Annotated in this window: 31 protein-coding genes; 4 read left to right on the forward strand and 27 right to left on the reverse strand. The window is 63.6% G+C overall.

Annotation, left to right across the window (positions count from 1 at the left end; all coding sequences use genetic code 11):
- Positions 1 to 25: 25 nt before the first annotated feature.
- The 3 genes from typA (at position 26) to BTJ49_RS00865 (ending at position 3,169) form a co-directional block, all read left to right on the forward strand.
- A complete protein-coding gene (gene typA / locus BTJ49_RS00855; RefSeq protein WP_113063485.1) occupies positions 26 to 1,870 on the forward strand; it encodes a translational GTPase TypA in 1,845 nt (614 codons plus the stop codon).
- A 119-nt stretch (positions 1,871 to 1,989) separates the two neighbouring features.
- Positions 1,990 to 2,673 carry an ATP-binding protein gene (locus tag BTJ49_RS00860; RefSeq protein ID WP_113063486.1) on the forward strand — a complete coding sequence of 228 codons (684 nt, stop codon included), beginning with the start codon at positions 1,990 to 1,992 and terminating at the stop codon, positions 2,671 to 2,673.
- Positions 2,663 to 3,169 carry a mismatch-specific DNA-glycosylase gene (locus BTJ49_RS00865; RefSeq protein WP_113063487.1) on the forward strand — a complete coding sequence of 169 codons (507 nt, stop codon included), beginning with the start codon at positions 2,663 to 2,665 and terminating at the stop codon, positions 3,167 to 3,169. Before BTJ49_RS00860 ends, BTJ49_RS00865 begins: the two co-directional genes overlap by 11 nt.
- 9 nt (positions 3,170 to 3,178) lie before the next feature.
- Here BTJ49_RS00865 and BTJ49_RS00870 read toward each other — a convergent pair whose 3' ends face one another.
- On the reverse strand, positions 3,179 to 4,486 hold the full coding sequence (locus tag BTJ49_RS00870; protein WP_240601679.1) for a cytochrome c: 1,308 nt from the start codon (positions 4,484 to 4,486) through the stop codon (positions 3,179 to 3,181).
- Entirely contained in the window at positions 4,483 to 5,205 is a 723-nt protein-coding gene (locus BTJ49_RS00875; RefSeq protein WP_206098347.1) for a c-type cytochrome, read from the reverse strand. Before BTJ49_RS00875 ends, BTJ49_RS00870 begins: the two co-directional genes overlap by 4 nt.
- Before the next feature lie 171 nt (positions 5,206 to 5,376).
- Between BTJ49_RS00875 and BTJ49_RS00880 the strand changes: the two genes are divergently transcribed.
- On the forward strand, positions 5,377 to 7,149 hold the full coding sequence (locus BTJ49_RS00880; protein ID WP_113063489.1) for an amidase: 1,773 nt from the start codon (positions 5,377 to 5,379) through the stop codon (positions 7,147 to 7,149).
- 40 nt (positions 7,150 to 7,189) lie between these two features.
- On the opposite strand, the gene BTJ49_RS00885 is transcribed toward BTJ49_RS00880, so the two are convergent.
- The 25 genes from BTJ49_RS00885 to rplB all read right to left on the reverse strand — a co-directional run bounded on the left by BTJ49_RS00885 (position 7,190) and on the right by rplB (position 21,292).
- The gene (locus BTJ49_RS00885) at positions 7,190 to 8,575 is read right to left on the reverse strand and encodes a 3-deoxy-7-phosphoheptulonate synthase class II (RefSeq protein WP_113063980.1); all 1,386 of its coding nucleotides are present in this window, start codon (positions 8,573 to 8,575) and stop codon (positions 7,190 to 7,192) included.
- Between the two features lie 94 nt (positions 8,576 to 8,669).
- Entirely contained in the window at positions 8,670 to 9,176 is a 507-nt protein-coding gene (locus tag BTJ49_RS00890; protein ID WP_113063490.1) for a disulfide bond formation protein B, read from the reverse strand.
- 157 nt (positions 9,177 to 9,333) lie between these two features.
- Complete coding sequence (gene rplQ / locus BTJ49_RS00895; RefSeq protein WP_113063491.1) at positions 9,334 to 9,711, reverse strand: 50S ribosomal protein L17; 378 nt, start codon at positions 9,709 to 9,711, stop codon at positions 9,334 to 9,336.
- A 299-nt stretch (positions 9,712 to 10,010) separates the two neighbouring features.
- Positions 10,011 to 11,009, reverse strand: coding sequence for a DNA-directed RNA polymerase subunit alpha (rpoA, locus tag BTJ49_RS00900; RefSeq protein ID WP_113063492.1), 999 nt, complete (start codon positions 11,007 to 11,009; stop codon positions 10,011 to 10,013).
- A gap of 20 nt (positions 11,010 to 11,029) precedes the next feature.
- The gene (gene rpsD, locus BTJ49_RS00905; protein ID WP_113063493.1) at positions 11,030 to 11,656 is read right to left on the reverse strand and encodes a 30S ribosomal protein S4; all 627 of its coding nucleotides are present in this window, start codon (positions 11,654 to 11,656) and stop codon (positions 11,030 to 11,032) included.
- A 10-nt stretch (positions 11,657 to 11,666) separates the two neighbouring features.
- Positions 11,667 to 12,053: a 30S ribosomal protein S11 gene (gene rpsK / locus BTJ49_RS00910; RefSeq protein ID WP_113063494.1), complete on the reverse strand. Its 387-nt coding sequence runs from the start codon at positions 12,051 to 12,053 to the stop codon at positions 11,667 to 11,669.
- Between the two features lie 14 nt (positions 12,054 to 12,067).
- The gene (rpsM, locus tag BTJ49_RS00915; protein WP_113063495.1) at positions 12,068 to 12,424 is read right to left on the reverse strand and encodes a 30S ribosomal protein S13; all 357 of its coding nucleotides are present in this window, start codon (positions 12,422 to 12,424) and stop codon (positions 12,068 to 12,070) included.
- 129 nt (positions 12,425 to 12,553) lie between these two features.
- The gene (gene secY / locus BTJ49_RS00920) at positions 12,554 to 13,882 is read right to left on the reverse strand and encodes a preprotein translocase subunit SecY (RefSeq protein WP_113063496.1); all 1,329 of its coding nucleotides are present in this window, start codon (positions 13,880 to 13,882) and stop codon (positions 12,554 to 12,556) included.
- Between the two features lie 3 nt (positions 13,883 to 13,885).
- Positions 13,886 to 14,317 carry a 50S ribosomal protein L15 gene (rplO, locus tag BTJ49_RS00925; protein ID WP_113063497.1) on the reverse strand — a complete coding sequence of 144 codons (432 nt, stop codon included), beginning with the start codon at positions 14,315 to 14,317 and terminating at the stop codon, positions 13,886 to 13,888.
- 6 nt (positions 14,318 to 14,323) lie between these two features.
- On the reverse strand, positions 14,324 to 14,512 hold the full coding sequence (gene rpmD / locus BTJ49_RS00930; protein WP_113063498.1) for a 50S ribosomal protein L30: 189 nt from the start codon (positions 14,510 to 14,512) through the stop codon (positions 14,324 to 14,326).
- Positions 14,505 to 15,014: a 30S ribosomal protein S5 gene (gene rpsE, locus BTJ49_RS00935; protein ID WP_113063499.1), complete on the reverse strand. Its 510-nt coding sequence runs from the start codon at positions 15,012 to 15,014 to the stop codon at positions 14,505 to 14,507. Before rpsE ends, rpmD begins: the two co-directional genes overlap by 8 nt.
- A 134-nt stretch (positions 15,015 to 15,148) precedes the next feature.
- Positions 15,149 to 15,502: a 50S ribosomal protein L18 gene (rplR, locus tag BTJ49_RS00940; RefSeq protein WP_113063500.1), complete on the reverse strand. Its 354-nt coding sequence runs from the start codon at positions 15,500 to 15,502 to the stop codon at positions 15,149 to 15,151.
- A gap of 64 nt (positions 15,503 to 15,566) precedes the next feature.
- Entirely contained in the window at positions 15,567 to 16,094 is a 528-nt protein-coding gene (gene rplF / locus BTJ49_RS00945; RefSeq protein WP_113063501.1) for a 50S ribosomal protein L6, read from the reverse strand.
- Positions 16,095 to 16,106: 12 nt separating this feature from the next.
- Entirely contained in the window at positions 16,107 to 16,505 is a 399-nt protein-coding gene (gene rpsH, locus BTJ49_RS00950) for a 30S ribosomal protein S8 (protein ID WP_113063502.1), read from the reverse strand.
- Positions 16,506 to 16,635: 130 nt separating this feature from the next.
- On the reverse strand, positions 16,636 to 16,941 hold the full coding sequence (rpsN, locus tag BTJ49_RS00955; protein ID WP_113063503.1) for a 30S ribosomal protein S14: 306 nt from the start codon (positions 16,939 to 16,941) through the stop codon (positions 16,636 to 16,638).
- Between the two features lie 14 nt (positions 16,942 to 16,955).
- Positions 16,956 to 17,498: a 50S ribosomal protein L5 gene (rplE, locus tag BTJ49_RS00960; RefSeq protein ID WP_206098359.1), complete on the reverse strand. Its 543-nt coding sequence runs from the start codon at positions 17,496 to 17,498 to the stop codon at positions 16,956 to 16,958.
- 7 nt (positions 17,499 to 17,505) lie between these two features.
- Positions 17,506 to 17,823 carry a 50S ribosomal protein L24 gene (gene rplX, locus BTJ49_RS00965; protein WP_113063505.1) on the reverse strand — a complete coding sequence of 106 codons (318 nt, stop codon included), beginning with the start codon at positions 17,821 to 17,823 and terminating at the stop codon, positions 17,506 to 17,508.
- A gap of 15 nt (positions 17,824 to 17,838) precedes the next feature.
- Entirely contained in the window at positions 17,839 to 18,207 is a 369-nt protein-coding gene (gene rplN / locus BTJ49_RS00970; RefSeq protein ID WP_113063506.1) for a 50S ribosomal protein L14, read from the reverse strand.
- A gap of 15 nt (positions 18,208 to 18,222) precedes the next feature.
- Complete coding sequence (gene rpsQ, locus BTJ49_RS00975; protein WP_113063507.1) at positions 18,223 to 18,483, reverse strand: 30S ribosomal protein S17; 261 nt, start codon at positions 18,481 to 18,483, stop codon at positions 18,223 to 18,225.
- 11 nt (positions 18,484 to 18,494) lie between these two features.
- Positions 18,495 to 18,680 carry a 50S ribosomal protein L29 gene (gene rpmC, locus BTJ49_RS00980; RefSeq protein ID WP_113063981.1) on the reverse strand — a complete coding sequence of 62 codons (186 nt, stop codon included), beginning with the start codon at positions 18,678 to 18,680 and terminating at the stop codon, positions 18,495 to 18,497.
- A complete protein-coding gene (gene rplP / locus BTJ49_RS00985) occupies positions 18,680 to 19,093 on the reverse strand; it encodes a 50S ribosomal protein L16 (protein WP_113063508.1) in 414 nt (137 codons plus the stop codon). The genes rpmC and rplP overlap by 1 nt, the downstream gene beginning before the upstream one ends.
- Positions 19,094 to 19,105: 12 nt before the next feature.
- Positions 19,106 to 19,819, reverse strand: a complete 714-nt coding sequence (gene rpsC / locus BTJ49_RS00990; protein ID WP_113063509.1) for a 30S ribosomal protein S3 — start codon at positions 19,817 to 19,819, stop codon at positions 19,106 to 19,108.
- 16 nt (positions 19,820 to 19,835) lie between these two features.
- Complete coding sequence (gene rplV, locus BTJ49_RS00995; RefSeq protein ID WP_113063982.1) at positions 19,836 to 20,165, reverse strand: 50S ribosomal protein L22; 330 nt, start codon at positions 20,163 to 20,165, stop codon at positions 19,836 to 19,838.
- A 14-nt stretch (positions 20,166 to 20,179) separates the two neighbouring features.
- Entirely contained in the window at positions 20,180 to 20,452 is a 273-nt protein-coding gene (rpsS, locus tag BTJ49_RS01000; protein ID WP_043101808.1) for a 30S ribosomal protein S19, read from the reverse strand.
- A gap of 12 nt (positions 20,453 to 20,464) precedes the next feature.
- Positions 20,465 to 21,292, reverse strand: a complete 828-nt coding sequence (gene rplB / locus BTJ49_RS01005) for a 50S ribosomal protein L2 (RefSeq protein WP_113063510.1) — start codon at positions 21,290 to 21,292, stop codon at positions 20,465 to 20,467.
- Between the last annotated feature and the right edge of the window lie 12 nt (positions 21,293 to 21,304).

A 21,304-nucleotide genomic window follows, 5' to 3' on the forward strand; every position in this document is an offset into this window, starting at 1 on the left:
GACCGACAGGTCGGGCCGGTTTCGCATGTCCATCGAGAAGCTCCGCAACATTGCCATCGTCGCCCACGTCGACCACGGCAAGACCACCCTCGTCGATCAGCTGCTGAAGCAGTCGAACACGCTGTCCGAGCGCGAGGTGATCCCGGATCGCGTGATGGACTCGAACGACCTCGAGAAAGAACGCGGCATCACCATCCTGGCCAAGAACACGGCCATCCGCTGGACCGATCCGCAGGGCGAGACCTGGCGCATCAACATCGTCGACACCCCGGGCCATGCCGACTTCGGCGGCGAGGTCGAGCGCGTGCTGTCGATGGTCGATTCGGTGGTGGTGCTGGTCGACGCCTTCGACGGCCCGATGCCGCAGACGCGCTTCGTCACCCAGAAAGCCTTCGAAATGGGCTTCAAGCCCATCGTCGTCATCAACAAGGTCGACCGCCCGGGCGCGCGTCCGGACTGGGTGCTCAACGCCACCTTCGACCTGTTCGACCGTCTGGGCGCCAGCGATGAGCAGCTGGACTTCCCGGTGGTCTACGCCTCCGGCCTGCAGGGCTATGCCGGCATGGACGAAAGCGTGCGCGAAGGCGACATGACGCCGCTGTTCGAGACCATCGTCAACAAGGTGTCCGCACCGGACGTGGACCCGGACGGCCCGTTCCAGATGCGCGTCAGCCAGCTCGACTACAACAGCTACGTCGGCGTGATCGGCATCGGCCGCGTGCAGCGTGGCACCGTGCGCACCAACATGCCGGTCAGCATCCTCGACCGCGAAGGCAAGAAGCGCCAGGGCAAGGTGCTGCAGGTGCTCGGCTTCATGGGCCTGGAGCGCAACGAGGTGCCCGAGGCGCGCGCCGGCGACATCATCGCCATCTCCGGCATCGAGAACCTGGGCATCTCCGACACCGTCTGCGCGGTCGACGCACCCGAGGCGCTGCCGGTGCTGACCGTCGACGAGCCGACCATCTCCATGACCTTCCAGGTCAACAACTCGCCGTTCGCCGGCAAGAAGGACGTCAGCGGCGGCAAGTTCATCACCAGCCGCCAGATCCGCGACCGCCTGATCCGCGAGACGCTGCACAACGTGGCGCTGAAGGTCGAGGACACGGACGACCCGGACAAGTTCAAGGTCTCCGGCCGCGGCGAACTGCACCTGTCGATCCTGATCGAGACCATGCGCCGCGAGGGCTACGAGCTGGGCGTGTCGCGTCCCGAGGTCATCATCAAGGAGATCGACGGCGTGATGCAGGAGCCGTACGAGCAACTGGTGGTCGACCTGGAGGAGCAGTACCAGGGCGGCGTGATGGAGCGTCTGGGTCTGCGCAAGGGCCTGCTGAAGAACATGGAACCGGACGGCCGCGGTCGCGTACGTCTGGAATACATGATCCCGGCGCGCGGCCTGATCGGTTTCCAGACCGAGTTCAAGACGCTGACCGCCGGCACCGGCCTGCTGTTCCACGTCTTCGACCATTACGGCCCGAAGTCGGAAGGCACGATCGGCAAGCGTCAGAACGGCGTCCTGATCTCCAACGGCACCGGCCCGGCGCCGGCCTACGCCCTGTTCGGTCTGCAGGATCGCGGTCGCATGCTGATCGACGCCGGCGTGGAAATCTACGAGGGCCAGCTGGTCGGCATCCATTCCAAGGACAACGACCTCACCGTCAATGCCCTGCGCGCCAAGCAGCTGACCAACGTCCGCGCTTCGGGCAAGGACGACGCGCTGACGCTGACGCCGCCGGTGAAAATGTCGCTGGAACAGGCACTGGAATTCATCGACGACGACGAGCTGGTCGAGGTCACGCCGAAGGAAATCCGCCTGCGCAAGAAACACCTCACCGAGAGCGATCGCAAGCGCGCCTCGCGCGCAGCCTGACGCTCGACACCGGAAAGACGGCGCGGCGCCGGCGGTCGAACGATCGCCGGCGCCGTTTTCGTTTTTGCACCATCGGCGACGACTCGCGACTAGTAGGTCGAATCCGTAGACTGGCCCGCATGACCACGCCCGTACTGCTCGCCTGGAGCGGCGGCAAGGACTGTCTGATGGCGCTGCAAGCCCTGCGCGCCGATCCAGACTGGCAGCCCGTCGCCCTGCTCACCACCGTCACCCGCACCTTCGACCGCATCGCCATGCACGGCATCCGCCGCGACGTGCTCGAACGCCAGTCCGAACGGCTCGGTCTGCCGCTGCTGACCGCAGAAATCGACTGGCCCAGCAGCAATGAGGCCTACGAACAGGCCCATGCGGACGCCCTGCGCGCGGCCGCCGAACGCTGGCCCGGCCTGCGTCACTGCGCCTACGGCGATCTGTTCCTGGAAGACGTGCGCGCCTACCGCGAGCAGCAGCTGGCGCGCATGGAGTGGGAAGGCGTCTTCCCGATCTGGCAGACGGACACCGCAGTCATGGCGCGCCGCTTCGTGGACTCGGGCCACCGCGCCATGCTGACCTGCGTCGACACCACGCAGCTGGACGCTTCGTTCTGCGGACGCACCTTCGATGCCGACCTGCTCGACGACCTGCCCGACGACGTCGACCCGTGCGGCGAGAACGGCGAATTCCATACTCTCGCCTTCGCCGGCCCCGCCTTCGAAGCACCCATCGCACTCCAGCGCGGCGAGTCGGTACTGCGGGACGAGCGCTTCCAGTACACCGACTTCCTGCTCGACGATGCCCGCTGATTCGGCGCCGATCCTCCCCGACATGCTGCAACCGGGTCTGCGCCTGGTGTTCTGCGGCACCGCGCCGAGCCGCCGCTCGGCCAGCGAGGCGGCCTACTACGCCCATCCCGGCAACGCCTTCTGGCGTGCGCTGCACGAGGTGGGCATCACGCCCCGTCGCTTCGCACCTACGGAATTCCCCGACCTGCTCACGCTGGGCGTCGGTCTCACCGACCTCGCCAAGCATCACTCGGGCAACGACAACGAATTACCGCGCGACGCATTCGACATCGAAGCCTTCGAGACGCGCATCCGCCAACACGCGCCGGGAGCTGTCGCCTTCACCAGCAAGAATGCCGCACGCGCCTGGCTTCGCCACCCGGTCGACTACGGCTGGCAGGAAGAACGCATCGGCGACACGCGACTGTTCGTGCTGCCCTCGCCCTCCGGCCAGGCGCGCGCGGCCTGGCGCATCGAACCCTGGCAGATGCTTTCGGACTGGCTGCACGCCGACTGAGCCGCCGGCTCAGTGGATCGGAATCGAGCGGTACTCGCCCACCATGCTCGGCGACACCGGCGCGGCGGCATTGCCCCACGCCTGACGGATGTAGCTGACCACGGCCGCCACGTCCCGATCGCTGAGTCGCTGCGCGTACGGCGGCATCGAGTACGGTCGCGGATACATGGCGGTCGTCGGCTCGAATCCACCGAGTAGCACCGCTCGAACCGGATTGACCGGGTTGGCCGCGCGCACCACGCTGTTGCCGGCCAGCGGCGGATACACATTCGCGACGCCACGGCCGTCTTTCTGGTGGCAAGCCGAGCAATCACGCCGATAGATGACGCGTCCTCGCGCGACCAGGGCTGTCGCGGTCTTGGCGGGCAGTTGTTCGGCATCGCTCGACATGGCGGAGTCTTCCGCCCGGCCGGGCGACAGGCTGCGCAGATAGACGGCCATGGCATGGAGGTCGCTGTTGCGCAGATATTGCATGCTGTTCTGCACCACTTCCGCCATCGGACCGTACGCCGTCCCCTTGCGCGAACGACCGGTCTTCAGCAGGTCGACGATGTCCTGTTCGCTCCAGCCCGCCAGTCCACCGTGGGCGTCGGCCGTCAGATCAGGGGCGTACCAGCCCTGCTCGGGAATCATGCCGCCGCGCAGTGCCTGACCGCTCTTGCGCGCGCCGAGTGCATTGCGCGGCGTGTGGCAGGCGCTGCAATGTCCCAGCCCCTGCACCAGATACGCGCCGCGATTCCACTGCGCCGTGCGCTTGGGGTTCGCGACGTATTCGCCAGCATCGAAATACAGTGCACGCCAGCCCAGCAGCAGGCGGCGCCAGCTGTAGGGAAACGACAACTCCGGGGGATTCGTCCTGCTGTGCACCGGTTTCAGGGTGCGCAGGTAGGCATACATGGCCTCGACATCTGCGCGGCGGATCTTGGTGTAGGACGGATACGGAAACGCCGGATACAGCAGCCGGCCATCACGCCCCCGCCCGAGATGCATGGCGCGCCAGAAATCGTCCACGCTCCAGTCGCCGAGGCCGGTGGCCTTGTCCGGAGTCAGGTTCGCCGTGTAGATCACCCCGAATGGTGTCGGGATCATGCGGTTGCCGGCAAACGGCTGGCCGCCCGGCGCCGTGTGGCAGGCGATGCAGTCGCCGGCGCGGACCAGATACTTGCCACGCGCGATCTGCACGGCTGACGCGGCTTCGTGGCCGGTTCGCCCATGCGACGAGTCCTTCTCGCCACTGGCGGTCGCCGCACCGAGCACGACCGCCGCTAGCACGAGCGCCATGCCCAGCGCCGCGTATCGCTTCCATTGCACGATCATTCGCCAGTCTCCACGCTGCCGCAGCGCAGCGGCAGGTCATGCCCAGGAATGCTGGCTGCCTGCGCGCGATCCTCGGCCGGAATCGGCTGTGCAGCGAGCCAGGCGGCCACCGCGCGAATGTCGCGCGCATCCAGGCGATCGGCCACGTGCTTCATGCAATCCGGCTTGCGCATGCGGCGTGTGCCGTTGCGCCATGCACCGAGCTGCGCGCTGAGGTAGCTGTACGGCAGCCCCAGCAAACCGGGAATGGCCGGTTCGACACCGGTCAGGCGCGCGCCATGGCAGGCCTGGCAGGCAGGAATGCCCTTGCCCGGATCGCCTTCGTGCACCAGCGTGCGCCCCCGCGCCAACTCTGTTGACGACAGACGCGGCGGATGCCGCTCGGGGTAACGCGTGTCCAGCGCTGAAAAATAGGTCGCGATCTCGTGCAAATAGGCATCCGAAAGCGGCCGCAGCATATAGGTCATCAGCGGATAGTGGCGGCGGCCATCGCGGAAATTCAGCAATTGGTGATACAGGTAGGTGGCCGGCTTGCCCGCCAGGCGCGGATTGAAGCCGTTCGTGCCGCCTTCACCGTTCGCGCCATGACAACTGGTGCAGGCCGCAATGCGCTGCTTGAGCGTGTTCGGGACCGAGGCGGGCGTGTACCCGCTCGCCGACGCGCCCCAGCTCAGGAGCGCCAAAAACGCCATTGCAACAGTCAGAACGAAACGCGGCATCTTGATCCCCGTAACAGAGGGCAGCGAATGCGCGCACGGCGCCTTTTCGCGGCAAGGCCTTCCATTGTACGTGCCCCAGTAGCCTTCGCCGCAACGTTCAGTCATACCGAGAACGCCTGTAGACTGAGTCTCACGTATCATCCACGCCGCGATTTCCTCAGGGGGAATGGCATGAAAATCTGGGTCGTATCGGGATTCCTCGCACTTTCTGCACTGGCCGCCGACGCAAGTCCTGCACAAACGCCGGCCTCAGCGCCCGCAGCAACGCCCGTGCCGAATATCTACGCTTCGATTCCGGTGCTTCAGCAGCGCATGCACCAGGGGCAACTCAGTGCGGAAACCCTGGCGCGCAATTTCATCATGCGCATCGCAGCCAAGGATCAGTCCGGCCCCAATGTGAACGCGGTGCTGGAGATCAACCCCGATGCGCTGGAAATCGCCCGCCAGCGCGACGATCAACGCGCCGCCGCACCGGACTCGCATGCACCGCTGCTCGGCATACCGGTCCTGCTGAAGGACAATATCGACACCGGCGACCGCATGCAGACCACCGCCGGCTCACTGGCACTGGCCGGCCCACCCGCGCCGCGCGACGCCACCGTCGCGCTGAAACTGCGCGCGGCGGGCATGGTGCTACTGGGCAAGACCAACCTCAGCGAATGGGCCAATTTTCGCTCTACGCACTCCAGCAGCGGCTGGAGCGGTCGCGGCGGACTGACGCGCAATCCGTACGTGCTCAACCGCACAGCCTGCGGCTCCAGCTCCGGCTCGGCCGCTGCCGTCGCAGCCGGCTTCGTCACGGTCGCCATCGGAACCGAGACGGACGGCTCCGTGATCTGTCCGTCGGCGGCGAACGGTATCGTCGGCATCAAACCGACCGTGGGCCTGGTCAGCCGTGCAGGCATCATCCCCATCAGTCACACCCAGGACACCGCCGGACCGATGGCACGCACCGTCGGCGATGCCGCGCGCCTGCTCACCGCGATGGCCGGCAGCGACCCGCAAGATCCGGCCACCCGCGAAGCCGACCTGCACGCCACCGACTACACTCGCTTTCTCGATCCGCAGGGCCTTCGCGGCAAGCGCATCGGAGTGGTCCGTGGCCTGACCGGCTACAGCCCGGCCACCGACCGCATCCTGGACCAGGCCATCGCGGCGATGCGCGCTGCGGGTGCCATCGTCGTCGACCCGGTCAAGCTGCCGCATCTGAACGAGTATGGCGCCGCCGAGTTCACGGTCCTGCTGTATGAGTTCAAGCACGACCTCAACGCCTACCTGGCCACACGGCCACGCCTGAAAGTGCATTCGCTGGCCGACCTCATCGCCTACAACAAGGCGCACGCGGACACCGAGATGCCGTGGTTCGGGCAGGAACTGTTCCTAAAAGCTGAGACCATGGGGCCGCTGACCGACAAGGGCTACATTGACGCGCGACAGAAAGCACACCGACTGGCCGGGCCGGAAGGCATCGACGCCGCCCTCACCGCACAGCACCTGGACGCACTCGTGGCACCAACACAGGGGCCGGCGTGGGTCACAGATCTGGTCAACGGTGACAACGACGGCGGCAACGGTTACGGCACAGCCGCCGTCGCTGGCTATCCGTCCATCACGGTCCCGGCCGGCTTCGTGCACGGCCTGCCGATCGGCGTGGTGTTCTTTGCCGGAAAATGGAGTGAACCGACGCTGATCGGCATCGCCTACGGTTTCGAGCAGCACACCCATGCACGGCGTCGACCGCACTTCTTCCCCTCGGTGCTGGAGGAAACGCCCGATCCGCCCCCTTCGGTGGAACATACAACGAACCCCGCACCCGCTCAGGCAGCCTCCGCGAACTCGCCCAGCGATGCTTCAGCTCCCGGAAATCCGGCACCCGCCGACAGCACGACGACACCGGCTTCGTCTTCGAGCACGAGTGATGCACCAATCCCGACTCAGTCATGAAGCGATGGCCGAATTCGCGTCATCGATACGCGCGACGGATCTAGACGCTGATGCGGCCGCCTGACTTGCGAACGATCAGCATCGCCAGTTCCAGCGATTGCTCATAGTTCAGACGCGGGTCCACGTTCGACTTGTACGCGCGCGAAAGGTCCGCCTCGGCCAGGCCCCGCGCTCCGCCGATGCACTCGGTGACATCCTCGCCGGTCAATTCCAGGTGCACGCCACCCAGACGCGTGCCGGCCGCAGCATGCGCATCGAAGGCCTGCTCCAGCTCACTGGCGACATTGGCGAAGCGACGCGTCTTGTAGCCGTTGGACGTGCTCTCGGTGTTGCCGTGCATCGGATCGCAGATCCACAGAACCCGACGTCCGCTCGCCTTCACGCCGTCCAGCAGAGGCGGTAATTGCTCGGCAATCTTGCCCGCGCCCATGCGATGGATCAGCGTCAGGCGGCCCGGCTCGTCCTCGGGGTTGAGCACTTCCAGAAGGCGTAGCAGATGGTCTCGCTGCATCGTCGGCCCGACTTTCACCGCGACCGGGTTGCGAATGCCGCGGAAGTATTCGACGTGCGCGCCATCCAGCGCCGCCGTGCGCATACCGATCCAAGGGAAATGCGTACCGAGGTTGAACCAACCCCATTGACGCGGCACGCGCCGTGTCTGCGCCTGCTCGTAGTGCAGAAGAAGCGCCTCGTGGGACGTGAAGAAATCCACGCGCGAGAAACTCTCCAGCGCCTCGCCGGCCAGCGTCTCCATGAATCGCAGCGAGTCGCTGATGCCGTCGACCATCTGACGGTATTCGCTGGCAAGGGGGGAATGATCGACCCAGGCCAGATCCCAATATTCGGGATGATGAAGGTCCGCGAAACCACCGTCGATCAGCGCACGCACGAAATTCATCGTCATCGCCGAATGCGAATGCGCACGCAGCAGACGCTGCGGATCTGCGCGGCGCGCATCGGCCTCGAATGCGGGGGCATTGATGATGTCGCCCCGATAGCTGGGCAGCGTCACGCCATCCCGGGTCTCGGTGTCGGTCGATCGCGGCTTGGCGTACTGCCCCGCGAAGCGGCCCACACGCAGCACCGGCAGACGCAGGCCGTGGACCAGCACCAGACTCATCTGCAGCAGGACCTTCAGACGATTGGTGATGACTCGGTTGTTGCAGTCCGCGAAACTCTCGGCGCAATCGCCGCCCTGCAGGACGAAACGTCGGCCTTCCTGCGCCTCGGCTACCAGGCGCTTGAGCGCCAGCACTTCCCATGACGTGACCAGCGGCGGGCGTTCGTTCAATTGGGCCAGCACGCCACCCAACGCCACCTGGTCCTCGTAATGCGGCTGCTGAATGGCCTCACGCGACTGCCAGGAGTCCACCGCCCAGTTCTCGGGTTCACGGATGGCTTGCAGATTACGGTCGCTGACGTTCATGGCGCGGGCACGATGGTTCATGGATGCAGAGTAGACATTATCCCCCATTGAGGGAAATGCCGCGCGGGCATGAGCGAAATTCGTGCGGAAGAGTTCAGCGGCGGCTGCGTACGGCGAACAGACCGCCGAGTCCCAGCAGCACAAACCAGATCAACGACCACCAGGGCATCGACAGGCCGAGGATCGTCTCGACCTTGGCGCATTCGCCCGACCCGCTCAGCACCATCTTCAGCACCCCGAGCAGCCCGCCATGCGCATCACGAGTATCCAGAAGATAGCCGAGCGGCGCTCCGCAGCTGGGCACGGCGCCCGGCGGAAGCGACTGAATCCACAGATGACGCGAAGCGATCGCCACCCCGACCCCGGCCGCCACGACAACAAGCAGCGCATAGAACCATCTGCCACGAGCCTTGGGGGCATGCAGGCCACCAATCAGAAACACCACACCCAGCGCAATGAAGGCCACACGCTGCAGAATGCACAGCGGACATGGATCCATCAGCATCACGTATTGCGCATAAAGCGCGAAGGCGATCAAGCCGGCGCAGACGAGAAAGCCGAAGAGATAGAGCGTGCGGAAAGACCAGCGCAATGGATTCATGGCGAATGACTTGAACGATGGAACGGCAAAGGTACCGATTCCCCGCCCGCTTGTCAGCTGCATGCCAACGCTCGAGAGTGCAATGTCCCAAAAAAAAGACGCCCCGGAAGCTGAAGCTCCCGGGGCGTCTCATTTCCGGCGTTCGTGATGCGGTCGCTTATTCGGCTTCCGGTGCTTCCGGACGATCGACCAGCTCGACGTAGGCCATCGGAGCATTGTCGCCGTCGCGGTTGCCACACTTCAGGATACGCAGGTAACCGCCCGGACGCTCGCGGTAGCGCGGGCCCAGATCCGTGAACAGCTTGCCCACGGCTTCCTTGTCGCGCAGGCGCGAGAAGGCGAGACGACGATTGGCGACGCCGTCATTCTTGGCCAGGGTGATCAGCGGCTCGGCAACGCGGCGCAGTTCCTTGGCCTTGGGCAGGGTGGTACGGATCAGCTCGTGCTTGATCAGCGATGCTGACATGTTGCGGAACATCGCCTGACGGTGGCTGCTGGTCCGATTGAACTTACGACCGGATTTCATGTGACGCATGATGGCATTCTCTTTTGGTTTGTCGTTATGGGAGACCGGCTCTTATGTCCGACACCCGCGGTTGCCCGCTATGAGCCCTATTAGATCGGGGCCTTAGAGAAACACGGTCCGCAGACCGCAAAATTCTCGAAAAGCACGACGCTTTCGAGAAGTGCGGCCATGGATGGCCGCTTCTGATGCATCAGCCAGAGCGCACTACACGCTCTGGCCGACTTGGTCCTACTGCGGCAATCAGGGACAATTGCACGAATAAACACTGCCAAGATCACAATCTTCCGCAACCTTGGAAGAAGCAGCTTTTAGCCCAGCTGCATGCCGTGCACGAGGCCCGGCGGCGGCCAGTTTTCCAGCTTCATGCCCAGGGCCAGACCACGCGCACCCAGCACATCCTTGATCTCGGTCAGGGACTTCTTGCCCAGGTTCGGGGTCTTGAGCAGCTCGACCTCGGTCTTCTGCACCAGATCGCCGATGTAGTAGATGCTCTCGGCCTTCAGGCAGTTGGCCGAACGCACGGTCAGCTCCAGATCGTCGATCGGACGCAGCAGCAGCGGATCGAACCCGGCCTGCTCGGCCTCGCCCTCGTCACTCTCGCGCTGCGAGAAGTCGCCGAAGATCGACAGCTGGTCGTTGAGGATCTCAGCCGCCTTGCGCACCGCTTCCTCGGCGTCGATGGTGCCGTTGGTCTCGATGTCCAGGATCAGCTTGTCCAGGTTGGTACGCTGTTCCACGCGGGCGGCGTCGACCTCGTAGGCCACACGGCGCACCGGCGCGAAGGACGCATCCAGCTGCAAGCGGCCGATCGGCTGGGCCTCATCGTCCGGATTCTGACGTGCACTGACCGGCTGGTAACCCAGACCCTTGCGGACCTTCAGACGCATGTTCAGCGCGATGTCCTTGGTCAGATGGCAGATCACATGATCCGGATTGACGATCTCCACGGTGTGATCGACGGTGATGTCGCCAGCAGTGACCACGCCCTTGCCCTTCTTGGACAGGGTCAGGACGACTTCATCGCCGCTGTGCTGGCGAATGGCGACGTCCTTCAGGTTCAGCAGGACTTCGATCACGTCTTCCTGCAGACCTTCGAGCGTGGTGTACTCGTGCAGGACGTCATCGATCTCGACCTCGATGATTGCCGAGCCCGGGATGGAGGAGAGCAGCACGCGACGCAGGGCATTGCCCAGAGTGTGGCCAAAGCCACGCTCGAGCGGCTCAACCACCACCTTGGAGTGGTTGGCGCCGAGCTGCTCGACACTGAGGCCGCGCGGCCGCAGCACGCTTGTAGACGAAACTGCCATGTACGGCTCCGGTAATTGGTTTACTTCGAGTAAAGCTCGATGATGAGGCTTTCGTTGATGTCGGACGGCAGATCACCGCGATCCGGCACCGACTTGAACACACCGGCGAACTTCTTGGTGTCCACGTCGACCCACATCGGACGCAGGTCCATGCTGTCGGCCAGCGTCGAGGCTTCCTGCACGCGCAGCTGCTTCTGAGCGCGCTCGGTCAGGGAGATCTCGTCGCCTTCGCGAACCTGGTAGGAAGGAATGTTCACCTTCTTGCCGTTGACCATGACGCCCTTGTGCGCGACCAGCTGACGAGCCTGCGAACGTGTCACCGCGAAACCCATGCGGTAGACGACGTTATCGAGACGGCTTTCCAGCAGACGCAGCAGGTTCTCGCCGGTGTTGCCCTTCAGCGAGGACGCCTTGGCGTAGTAGTTGCGGAACTGACGTTCCAACACGCCATAGATGCGCTTGACCTTCTGCTTCTCGCGCAGCTGGCCGGCGTAGTCCGACTGGCGCATGCGGCGATTGGCACCGTGCTGGCCGGGCTTGTTCTCCAGCTTGCACTTGGAATCGAGCGCGCGGGCCGGGCTCTTCAGACCCAGGTCAGCACCTTCACGGCGCGCCAGTTTGCAGGTGGCTCCACGATATCGGGCCATGATGTGCTCCTTAGACGCGACGCTTCTTCGGGGGACGGCAGCCGTTGTGCGGAATCGGCGTGACGTCGGTGATGTTCAGAACCTTGTAGCCCAGCGCGTTCAGCGAACGCACGGCGGACTCGCGACCCGGACCCGGGCCCTTGATGCGCACTTCTACCGTCTTCACACCGTAGTCCTGCGCGGCACGACCGGCGCGCTCGGCAGCGACCTGCGCGGCGAACGGCGTGGACTTGCGCGAACCACGGAAACCGGCACCACCGGCGGTCGCCCAGGACAACGCATTGCCCTGACGGTCGGTGATGGTGACGATGGTGTTGTTGAAGGACGCCTGCACATGGGCGATCGCGTCGGTGACGACGCGCTTGACCTTCTTCTTGCTCTTAACCGGCTTTGCCATAACTTGGAATCCGTTTACTTCCTGATCGGACGACGCGGGCCCTTGCGGGTACGCGCATTCGTTTTGGTGCGTTGACCACGGACAGGCAGACCACGACGATGGCGCAGACCGCGGTAGCAGCCCAGATCCATCAGTCGCTTGATCGACATGCCGATCTCACGGCGCAGATCGCCTTCGATGATGTACTTGCCGACTTCGGCGCGAAGCTTTTCGATCTCGCCTTCGCTGAGCGACTTGATCGGCGTGGTGGGTTCCACGCCGGCTTCGGCACAGACCTTCATGGACCGGGTACGCCCGATACCATAAATGCTCTGCAGACCGATCCAGACATGCTTGTGGACCGGCAGGTTGACACCCGCAATGCGCGCCATGAGCTGTTCTCTCCGATTACGTAACGTGCGCGGTAAACGCGCAATTCTAACCTTTATTTCATCAAACAGAAAGCCCTACGGGTACCGCACGCGGCAACCCGGCTTTCTCCCCGTGCCAATAGCTCAGTCTCAGTTGCGACGGAGATTGGCTTTCTTGAGCAGATTTTCGTACTGGTGGCTGACCAGATGGGCCTGGATCTGAGCCGTGAAGTCCATCACCACGACCACCACGATCAGCAGGGACGTACCGCCAAAGTAGAACGGGACATGCCATGCATTCTGCAGAAACGTCGGCACCAGACAGACCAGCACCAGATAGATCGCACCAACCGTGGTCAGTCGCGTCATCACACCGTCGATGTAGTTGGCGGTGTTGCGGCCCGGGCGGATACCCGGAATCAAGGCACCCGAACGTTTCAGATTGTCGGCCGTTTCCTGCGAGTTGAACACGATCGCGGTGTAGAAGAACGCGAAGATCAGGATCAGCGCGGCATACAGCACATCGTGCAGCGGCTCGCCGGGCGACAACGCAGTGGTCAGCGAGGTCAGCCAGTGCGACTTGTTGCTGGTTCCCATCCAGGCGGCAGCCGTGGCCGGGAACATAATCAGACTCGACGCGAAGATCGGCGGGATCACGCCCGACATGTTGATCTTCAGCGGCAGATGCGAGGTCTGGTTCTGGTAACCCTGACGACCACCGCCACGTCGCGCATAGTTCACGGTAATGCGCCGCTGCGCCTTCTCCATGAACACCACGAACGCCGTCACGCCCAGCACCACCGCGATGACCATGAACACGCGCAGAATCGAGAGTTCACCGTTGTTCGCCATGGTCAGCGTATGCATGACCGCGGCAGGCAGACCCGCGACGATACCGGCGAAGATCAGCAGCGAGATGCCGTTGCCCACACCGCGCTCCGTCATCTGCTCGCCGAGCCACATCAGGAACATGGCGCCCGCGGTCAGACCGATCACGGCCGACAACACGAAGCCGGGTCCCGGAATGTAGACCACCGGGATACCGCCAGCGCCCACCTGCTTCTGCAGAGCGACGGCGATGCCGAACGCCTGGAATGCAGCCAGACCGACGGTGCCGATGCGCGTGTACATCGTCAGCTTGCGCTGTCCTGCCTCGCCTTCCTTCTTCAGCTGCTGCAGGCTCGGCAGAACCGACCCCATCATCTGCACCACGATGGATGCAGAGATGTAAGGCATCACGCCCAGCGCGAAGACCGAGAAACGGCCCAGCGCACCGCCCGAGAACATGTTGAACATGCCCAACAGGCCACCCTGCTGATTCAGGAAGCTGCTCATCGCTTCCGGGTTCACACCCGGCACGGGGATGAACGACCCCAGACGAAAGACCACCAGCGCACCGATCACGAAGAAGATGCGCTGACGCAGCTCGGTCAGGCGACCGAGCGAACCCAGCATGCTGTTGCCCTGCGCACCGGCCACGCCTTACTCCACGCTTCCGCCGGCTGCCTCGATGGCAGCCTTGGCGCCGGCCGTGGCCAGAACGCCGGACAGCTTGACCGCGCGATCGATGCTGCCCTGCAGCACGATCTTGACCTTCTTGGCGCGATTGCTGACCAGACCCGCTTCACGCAGCGTGGCGAAGTCGATGGTGTCGGACTTCACGCTGGCCAGCTGATACAGGAATACCTGCTCGGTATCGGCCTTCTTCAGCGAGCGGAAACCCACCTTCGGCAGGCGACGCTGCAGCGGCATCTGACCGCCCTCGAAGCCCACCTTGTGATAACCACCGGAACGGGCGTGCTGACCCTTGTGGCCGCGGCCACCGGTCTTGCCCAGGCCGGAACCGATGCCACGCCCCACTCGGGTGCGGGCCGGGCGCGAGCCCTTGGACGGCTTGATCGTATTCAGACGCATGATCGCTTACTCCTCGACCCGGACCAGGTAGTAGACCTTGTTGATCAGGCCACGCACCTGCGGGCTATCCTTCAGTTCGCGCACGTCATTGAGCTTGTTCAGGCCCAGGGCCTTCACGCTCAGACGATGACGCTGCTGCACTCCGCGCAGGCCCTTCACCAGGCGCACGCGAACGGTTGCATTGCTCTTAGCCATTGCCCAGCACCTCTTCCACAGTCTTGCCGCGCTTGGCCGCGACCTGCGCCGGCGAAGCAACCGCCTTCAGGCCGTTGATCGTGGCGCGAACCAGATTGATCGGGTTGCGCGAACCGACGGCCTTGGCCAGCACGTTGCGCACACCGACCACTTCCAGCACAGCGCGCATGGCGCCGCCGGCGATGACACCGGTACCCTCGGCGGCAGGCTGCATGTACACACGCGCCGCGCCGTGGTTGGCCTTGATGGCATACCACAGGGTGCCGTTGTTGAGATCGATCTTCACCATGTTGCGGCGGGCACGATCCATGGCCTTGGAAATGGCCAGCGGCACTTCACGCGCCTTGCCATAGCCGAAACCCACGCGACCCTCGCCGTCACCGACCACGGTCAGTGCGGTGAAGCTCATCTGGCGGCCACCCTTCACGGTCTTGGCCACACGATTGACGGCGATCAGCTTCTCGAGCAGGCCGTCCGAATTGTCACGATCACTCGAAGACATGTCTTTTCCTGTCGTGCCCGAAACGATTTCGGGACTTGTAGATTACGGCCGCAGCCGCTTGGAGTTGTTGTCGTTCTTGTTATGGTCGAACACTGCACGTGGCCAGCCGGACCGAAACCACGTGCCGTGAAACATCAGAACTTCAGGCCGGCCTCACGCGCCGCATCGGCAATCGCCTTGATACGACCGTGATACTTCAGGCCCGAACGGTCGAACGCCACACTGTCGACACCAGCGGCGATGGAACGTTCGGCAACAGCCTTGCCCACCGCGGCCGCGGCAGTCAGGTTCTTCGTGCCTTCCAGGCCCTCGTTGATCGACTTCTGCAGGGTCGAGGCAGCCGCCACGACCTTGCCGCCAGTCGCATCGATGACCTGGGCGTACAGATGCTTGCCCGAGCGATGCACCGTCAGGCGCGGCACGGCCAGCTTGCGGATGTGTGCGCGCGTGGACTTGGCACGGCGCAGACGGGCGGAATTCTTATCCACGATCTTGCTACTCCTGGAAACGGATCGGCTTTACAACGCTCGGACCGAACGGCCCGCAGCGGCATTACGCCTTCTTGGCTTCCTTCAGACTGATACGCTCGCCCGCATAGCGGACGCCCTTGCCCTTGTACGGCTCCGGCGGGCGCACCGAACGAATCTTGGCGGCCACCTGACCCACGCGCTGCTTATCGGCACCCTTCACCAGCACTTCGGTCTGGGTCGGGGTCTCGATGGTGATGCCCTCGGGAGCCTCGAAGACCACCGGATGGGAATAACCGACGCTGAGGTTCAGGCTCTTGCCCTGCATCGAGGCACGGTAACCGACGCCAACGAGCTCCAGCTTGCGCTCGAATCCGTCGGTAACACCCTTGACCATGTTGGCGACCAGGGCGCGGGCCGTACCCGCGAACTTGACCTCACCGCCATCGGCGATCGAGAAACGCAGGGTGCCGTCCTCGTTGTTGATGATGACGCCCGGCAGTGCGTGCAGCGACAGGGTGCCTTTCGGACCCTTGACGGTGACGCCGCTATCATCGGACTTGAATTCCACGCCCTTCGGCAGGGTGATCGGCGCATTGGCAATACGAGACATGTCGATCCTCCCTTATGCCACCAAGCCGAGCACTTCGCCGCCCAGACCCTTGGTACGGGCCTGTGCATCGGTCAACAGACCGGCGGAGGTCGAGATGATGGAAATGCCCAGGCCGCCGATGATCTGCGGCAGTTCGTCCTTGCCGCGATACACGCGCAGACCCGAACGGCTGATGCGCTGGATGCGCTCGATGGCCGGACGGCCTTCGAAATACTTCAGCTGGACTTCGAGAACGGGCTTGTTGGAATCGCCCTGTTCCACCTTGCTGCCGAGGATGTAGCCCTCGTTCTTCAGCAAGTCGGCGATGGCCGCCTTCAGCTTGGAAGCCGGCATGCTCACGGTCGCCTTGCCCATAGCCTGGGCGTTGCGGATCCGCGTGAACATGTCGGCAATGGGATCAGTCATGCTCATAAGTCAAACCTTTGAGGGTGCACCGATATCCGTTGACCGGAAATCTTCGATTGTAATGCCCGGACACGGAAGACCGTGCCGGGCAGACCCGCGAGTATAGCAGTACTTGAACCGCTATGGCGAGCGATGTTTACCAGCTGGCCTTGCGCAGGCCGGGCACGTTGCCACTCATGGTGGCCTCGCGCAGCTTGTTGCGGCCCAGGCCGAACTTGCGGTAGACGCCACGCGGGCGACCGGTCAGGGCGCAGCGGTTGCGCTGGCGAACCGGGCTGGAATCACGCGGCAGCTTCTGCAGCTTCGCCTGCGCTTCCATCTTCTCCTCGTAGGAGGATTCCGGATTCAGCACGATCTTCTTCAGCGCCGCACGCTTCTCGGCGTACTTCGCGACGAGCTTGGCGCGCTTGACGTCGCGCTCAACCATGGAGGTCTTGGCCATGTCTGTACCTAAGGTCAGTTACGGAACGGGAAACTGAAGGCTTCGAGCAGTGCCTTGGCTTCCTCGTCGGTATTGGCGGTCGTGGTGATGGAGATATCCATGCCCCGGATCGCGTCGATCTGATCGTAGTCGATCTCGGGGAAGATGATCTGCTCCTTCAGGCCCATGTTGTAGTTGCCGCGACCATCGAACGAACGGCCGTTGACGCCGCGAAAATCGCGGACGCGCGGCAGCGAAACGTTCACCAGGCGGTCGAGGAACTCGTACATGCGGGCGCGGCGCAGGGTCACCTTGCAACCGATCGGCCAGCCGTCACGGATCTTGAACGAGGCAACGGACACGCGAGCCTTGGTCGTCACCGGCTTCTGGCCGGACACCTTGGCCATGTCGGCCACGGCGTTTTCGAGGACCTTCTTGTTGCCCACGGCTTCACCCACGCCCATGTTCAGCGTGATCTTGGTGATGCGCGGAACCTGCATCACGTTGTCGTAGCCGAAACGCTCGATCAGCTTCGGAACTACTTGCTCTTTGTAGAAATTTTCAAGGCGCGTCATGATTTCGTCCTTACACGTCCACGACCTCGCCACTCGAGCGGTACACGCGGACCTTGCGCCCATCCTCGAGCGTCTTGGTACCCACGCGCTCACCCTTGTTGGTGGCGGGGTTGAACAGCATCACGTTGGAGATGTGGATCGAGGCTTCGCGCTCGATAATGCCACTCGGAGCCTGGGGATCCTGCGGATTGCCCTTGGTGTGGCGCTTGACCAGGTTGACGTTCGAAACGAACACCCGATCTCCCGCCATACGCAGGACATCGCCGCGCTGCCCCTTGTTCTTGCCGGTGGTCACGATGACGTGATCACCCTTCTGAATACGGTTCATAGTCTAGGCCTCCGCTCAGAGCACTTCCGGTGCCAGCGAAACGATCTTCATGAATCGTTCGCTGCGCAGCTCACGGGTAACCGGTCCGAAGATACGGGTGCCGATCGGCTCGAGCTTGTTGTTGAGGAGCACCGCTGCGTTGCCGTCGAAACGGATCAGCGAGCCATCGGTACGACGCACACCCTTGGCGGTACGCACGACGACGGCATTGTACACCTCGCCCTTCTTCACCTTGCCGCGCGGGATGGCGTCCTTGACGGTCACCTTGATGACATCGCCGATGCGGGCATAACGGCGTTTGGAGCCACCCAGCACCTTGATGCACATCAGTTCACGGGCACCGCTGTTGTCAGCCGCGGAAAGCGTGCTTTGCATCTGGATCATGTCTGCACCCTCGCCTTACTGTTCCGCACGCGAAACGATTTCGACCACGCGATGATGCTTGGTCTTGGAAAGCGGCCGGCACTCTTCGATGCGCACCACGTCGCCCTCACGCGCACCGGATTCGTCGTGCACGTGCAGCTTGGTGGAACGGCGAATAATCTTGCCGAAGACCGGATGCTGCACCTGACGCTCGATCAGGACGGTGACCGTATCGGCCATCTTGTCGCTGATCACGCGCCCCTGCAGGCTGCGTGCTGTTTTCTGATTCTCGCTCATGTCGGCGGTCCTTACTTCTTCTCGCCCAGCACGAATTTCGTGCGGGCGATGTCGCGCCGAACACGGCGCAGCTGATGCGGCTGGGAAAGCTGACCGGAACCCTGCTGCATGCGCAGGTTCAACTGCTCCTTGCGCAGCTCGAGCAGGTGCTCCTTGAGCTCCTCCACCGATTTTTCACGAATGTCGTTGATAGCCATCACATCACCGCCCTGGTCACAAACTGGGTCTGCACCGAAAGCTTGGCAGCCGCCAGACGGAAGGCTTCACGAGCGGTCTGCTCGTCGACGCCCTCGATTTCATAGAGCATGCGACCGGGCTGGATCGGGGCGACCCAGAACTCGACGTTGCCCTTACCCGAACCCATACGCACTTCGATGGGCTTCTTGGTGATCGGCTTGTCCGGGAACACGCGGATCCAGAGCTTGCCGCCACGCTTGACGTAGCGCGTGATGCAGCGGCGGGCCGCTTCGATCTGGCGCGCTGTGAGCTGGCCGCGGGTGGTCGCCTTCAAACCGAACTCGCCGAAACTGACGAGGTTCGAGTTGTTGCTCAGGCCGCGGTTACGGCCCTTGTGCACCTTGCGGTACTTGGTTCGCTTGGGTTGCAACATGACTGTGACTCCTTACTTCGCAGCCCGAGCGCGGCGGCCTTCACCGCCCTCGCGACGACCGGACGGCTTTTCGTCCTTCGCTTCCTCGGCGGCTTCCAGATCGAAGATCTCACCCTTGTAGACCCAGACCTTGATGCCGATCACACCGTAGGTGGTGTGCGCCTCGGCGAAACCGTAATCGATGTCCGCACGCAGGGTATGCAGCGGCACACGGCCCTCGCGGCTCCACTCGGAACGCGCGATCTCGGCGCCGTTCAGGCGGCCGGCGACGTGCACCTTGATGCCCAAGGCGCCCAGGCGCACGGCATTACCGACGGCGCGACGCATGGCGCGGCGGAACATGATGCGGCGCTCGAGCTGGTTGGCGATCGACTCGGCGACCAGCTGCGCGTCCAGTTCCGGCTTGCGCACTTCGCTGACGTTGATGTGGGTGGGAACACCCATCACCTTGGTCACCTGCTGACGCAGCTTCTCGATATCCTCGCCCTTCTTGCCGATCACCACACCCGGACGAGCCGTGTGAATGGTGATGCGCGCGTTGTTGGCGGGACGCTCGATCTGGATGCGCGAGATGCCGGCCTGCTTCAGCTTGGTCTTCAGCAGATCGCGGACCTTCAGGTCGGCGGCCAGATACTCGGCATAGTGGCCCTTGTTGGCATACCACTTGGAATTCCAGTCCTTGGAAATGCCGAGGCGGATGCCGGTGGGATGAACTTTATGACCCATCGTTTTCGTCCTCGTATCAGTCGCCGACGACGACAGTAATGTGGCTGGTACGGCGCAGGATGCGCGAACCACGACCCTTGGCGCGTGCATGCATGCGCTTCATGGTCGGGCCCTCATCCACGAAGATGCGCGCCACCTTCAGCTCGTCGACATCGGCACCGAGATTGTTTTCGGCGTTGGCGACGGCGGACAGCAGCACCTTGCGCACCAGGTGCGCAGCCTTCTTGTTGGTGTACTCGAGCAGGCCTTCGGCCTTGCCCACGGGCATGCCGCGGACCATGTCGGCCACCAGACGCACTTTCTGCGCCGAGATGCGCGCACTGCGCAGGATCGCTTTGGCTTCCATCGTGCTATCCATCGTCATTTCGACTTCTTGTCGCCGGAATGGCCCTTAAAGGTGCGCGTCACCGCGAACTCGCCGAGCTTATGCCCGACCATGTTCTCGTTGATGAGCACCGGGACATGCTGGCGACCGTTGTGAACGGCAATGGTCAGGCCGACCATTTCCGGCAGGACCATGGAGCGACGCGACCAGGTCTTGATCGGACGCCGATTGTTGGCGGCGGAGGCGACCTCCACCTTTTTCAGCAGGTGCAGGTCGACGAACGGACCTTTCTTCAAAGAACGCGGCATGATCGTCTCCCTTTACTTCTTGCTGCGGCGGCGCACGATGAACTGCTGCGTGCGCTTGTTGTTACGGGTCTTGTAACCCTTGGTCGGCGTGCCCCACGGGCTGACCGGATGACGGCCACCGGAGGTACGGCCTTCACCACCGCCGTGCGGATGGTCGACCGGGTTCATCGCGACACCGCGGACGGTCGGGCGAATGCCCTTCCAGCGCTTAGCGCCGGCCTTGCCGAGTTTGCGCAGGCTGTGCTCGCTGTTGCCGACTTCGCCGATCGTCGCGCTGCACTCGATCGAGACGCGACGCATCTCGCCCGAACGCAGGCGCAGGGTGGCGTACGCCGACTCGCGGGCGACCAGCTGTGCCGAGGCACCAGCGCTGCGAGCGATCTGCGCGCCCTTGCCGGGCTTCAGCTCGATGCAGTGCACCGTGGTGCCGACCGGGATGTTACGCAGCGGCAGGCTGTTGCCCGGCTTGATCGGCGCGTTGCTACCGGCCAGGATGCGGTCGCCCACTTCCAGACCCTTCGGCGCGATGATGTAGCGGCGCTCACCATCGGCGTAGCAGACCAGCGCGATGTGCGCGGTACGGTTCGGATCATACTCCAGGCGCTCGACGCGAGCGGCAATGCCGATCTTGTTGCGCTTGAAGTCGATGATGCGATACAGCTGCTTGTGACCACCGCCGCGATGACGCGTGGTGATGCGACCATGGTGGTTGCGGCCACCGGTGCGGGACTGCGCCTCGGTCAACGCCGCGTACGGCGCGCCCTTGTGCAGACCCGGCGTGGACACGCGCACCGTGGAACGGCGTCCTGCAGAGGTTGGCTTGAGTTTGATCAGTGCCATCGAAATTCAACT

It is taken from the genome of Oleiagrimonas sp. MCCC 1A03011, from assembly GCF_003267965.1.
In the GTDB taxonomy this organism is placed as follows: Bacteria; Pseudomonadota; Gammaproteobacteria; order Xanthomonadales; family Rhodanobacteraceae; genus Oleiagrimonas; species Oleiagrimonas citrea.

Bases quoted from the DNA above. Each gene is read 5' to 3' on its own strand.
- BTJ49_RS00870 (WP_240601679.1), bottom strand. From the start codon at position 4,486: ATGATCGTGCAATGGAAGCGATACGCGGCGCTGGGCATGGCGCTCGTG.
- BTJ49_RS00880 (WP_113063489.1), top strand. From the start codon at position 5,377: ATGAAAATCTGGGTCGTATCGGGATTCCTCGCACTTTCTGCACTGGCC.
- BTJ49_RS00875 (WP_206098347.1), bottom strand. From the start codon at position 5,205: ATGCCGCGTTTCGTTCTGACTGTTGCAATGGCGTTTTTGGCGCTCCTG.
- rpoA (WP_113063492.1), bottom strand. From the start codon at position 11,009: ATGGCAGTTTCGTCTACAAGCGTGCTGCGGCCGCGCGGCCTCAGTGTC.
- rpsN (WP_113063503.1), bottom strand. From the start codon at position 16,941: ATGGCCAAGACCTCCATGGTTGAGCGCGACGTCAAGCGCGCCAAGCTC.
- rpsS (WP_043101808.1), bottom strand. From the start codon at position 20,452: ATGCCGCGTTCTTTGAAGAAAGGTCCGTTCGTCGACCTGCACCTGCTG.
- BTJ49_RS00860 (WP_113063486.1), top strand. From the start codon at position 1,990: ATGACCACGCCCGTACTGCTCGCCTGGAGCGGCGGCAAGGACTGTCTG.
- rpmC (WP_113063981.1), bottom strand. From the start codon at position 18,680: ATGGCTATCAACGACATTCGTGAAAAATCGGTGGAGGAGCTCAAGGAG.
- rpsH (WP_113063502.1), bottom strand. From the start codon at position 16,505: ATGAGCATGACTGATCCCATTGCCGACATGTTCACGCGGATCCGCAAC.
- rpsE (WP_113063499.1), bottom strand. From the start codon at position 15,014: ATGTCTTCGAGTGATCGTGACAATTCGGACGGCCTGCTCGAGAAGCTG.
- rplP (WP_113063508.1), bottom strand. From the start codon at position 19,093: ATGTTGCAACCCAAGCGAACCAAGTACCGCAAGGTGCACAAGGGCCGT.
- rpsK (WP_113063494.1), bottom strand. From the start codon at position 12,053: ATGGCAAAGCCGGTTAAGAGCAAGAAGAAGGTCAAGCGCGTCGTCACC.
- rpsM (WP_113063495.1), bottom strand. From the start codon at position 12,424: ATGGCGCGCATTGCGGGTGTCAACCTGCCGGTCCACAAGCATGTCTGG.
- rplB (WP_113063510.1), bottom strand. From the start codon at position 21,292: ATGGCACTGATCAAACTCAAGCCAACCTCTGCAGGACGCCGTTCCACG.
- rplQ (WP_113063491.1), bottom strand. From the start codon at position 9,711: ATGCGTCACATGAAATCCGGTCGTAAGTTCAATCGGACCAGCAGCCAC.
- rpsQ (WP_113063507.1), bottom strand. From the start codon at position 18,483: ATGAGCGAGAATCAGAAAACAGCACGCAGCCTGCAGGGGCGCGTGATC.
- typA (WP_113063485.1), top strand. From the start codon at position 26: ATGTCCATCGAGAAGCTCCGCAACATTGCCATCGTCGCCCACGTCGAC.
- rpsC (WP_113063509.1), bottom strand. From the start codon at position 19,819: ATGGGTCATAAAGTTCATCCCACCGGCATCCGCCTCGGCATTTCCAAG.
- BTJ49_RS00885 (WP_113063980.1), bottom strand. From the start codon at position 8,575: ATGAACGTCAGCGACCGTAATCTGCAAGCCATCCGTGAACCCGAGAAC.
- BTJ49_RS00865 (WP_113063487.1), top strand. From the start codon at position 2,663: ATGCCCGCTGATTCGGCGCCGATCCTCCCCGACATGCTGCAACCGGGT.
- rplN (WP_113063506.1), bottom strand. From the start codon at position 18,207: ATGATCCAGATGCAAAGCACGCTTTCCGCGGCTGACAACAGCGGTGCC.
- BTJ49_RS00890 (WP_113063490.1), bottom strand. From the start codon at position 9,176: ATGAATCCATTGCGCTGGTCTTTCCGCACGCTCTATCTCTTCGGCTTT.
- rplO (WP_113063497.1), bottom strand. From the start codon at position 14,317: ATGCGTCTGAATACGATCAAGCCGTCCAAGGGCTCGCGCCCGGCCCGC.
- rpmD (WP_113063498.1), bottom strand. From the start codon at position 14,512: ATGGCTAAGAGCAATGCAACCGTTCGCGTGCGCCTGGTGAAGGGCCTG.
- rplV (WP_113063982.1), bottom strand. From the start codon at position 20,165: ATGGAAGCCAAAGCGATCCTGCGCAGTGCGCGCATCTCGGCGCAGAAA.
- rpsD (WP_113063493.1), bottom strand. From the start codon at position 11,656: ATGGCCCGATATCGTGGAGCCACCTGCAAACTGGCGCGCCGTGAAGGT.
- rplX (WP_113063505.1), bottom strand. From the start codon at position 17,823: ATGAACCGTATTCAGAAGGGTGATCACGTCATCGTGACCACCGGCAAG.
- rplF (WP_113063501.1), bottom strand. From the start codon at position 16,094: ATGTCTCGTATTGCCAATGCGCCGATCACCCTGCCGAAGGGCGTGGAA.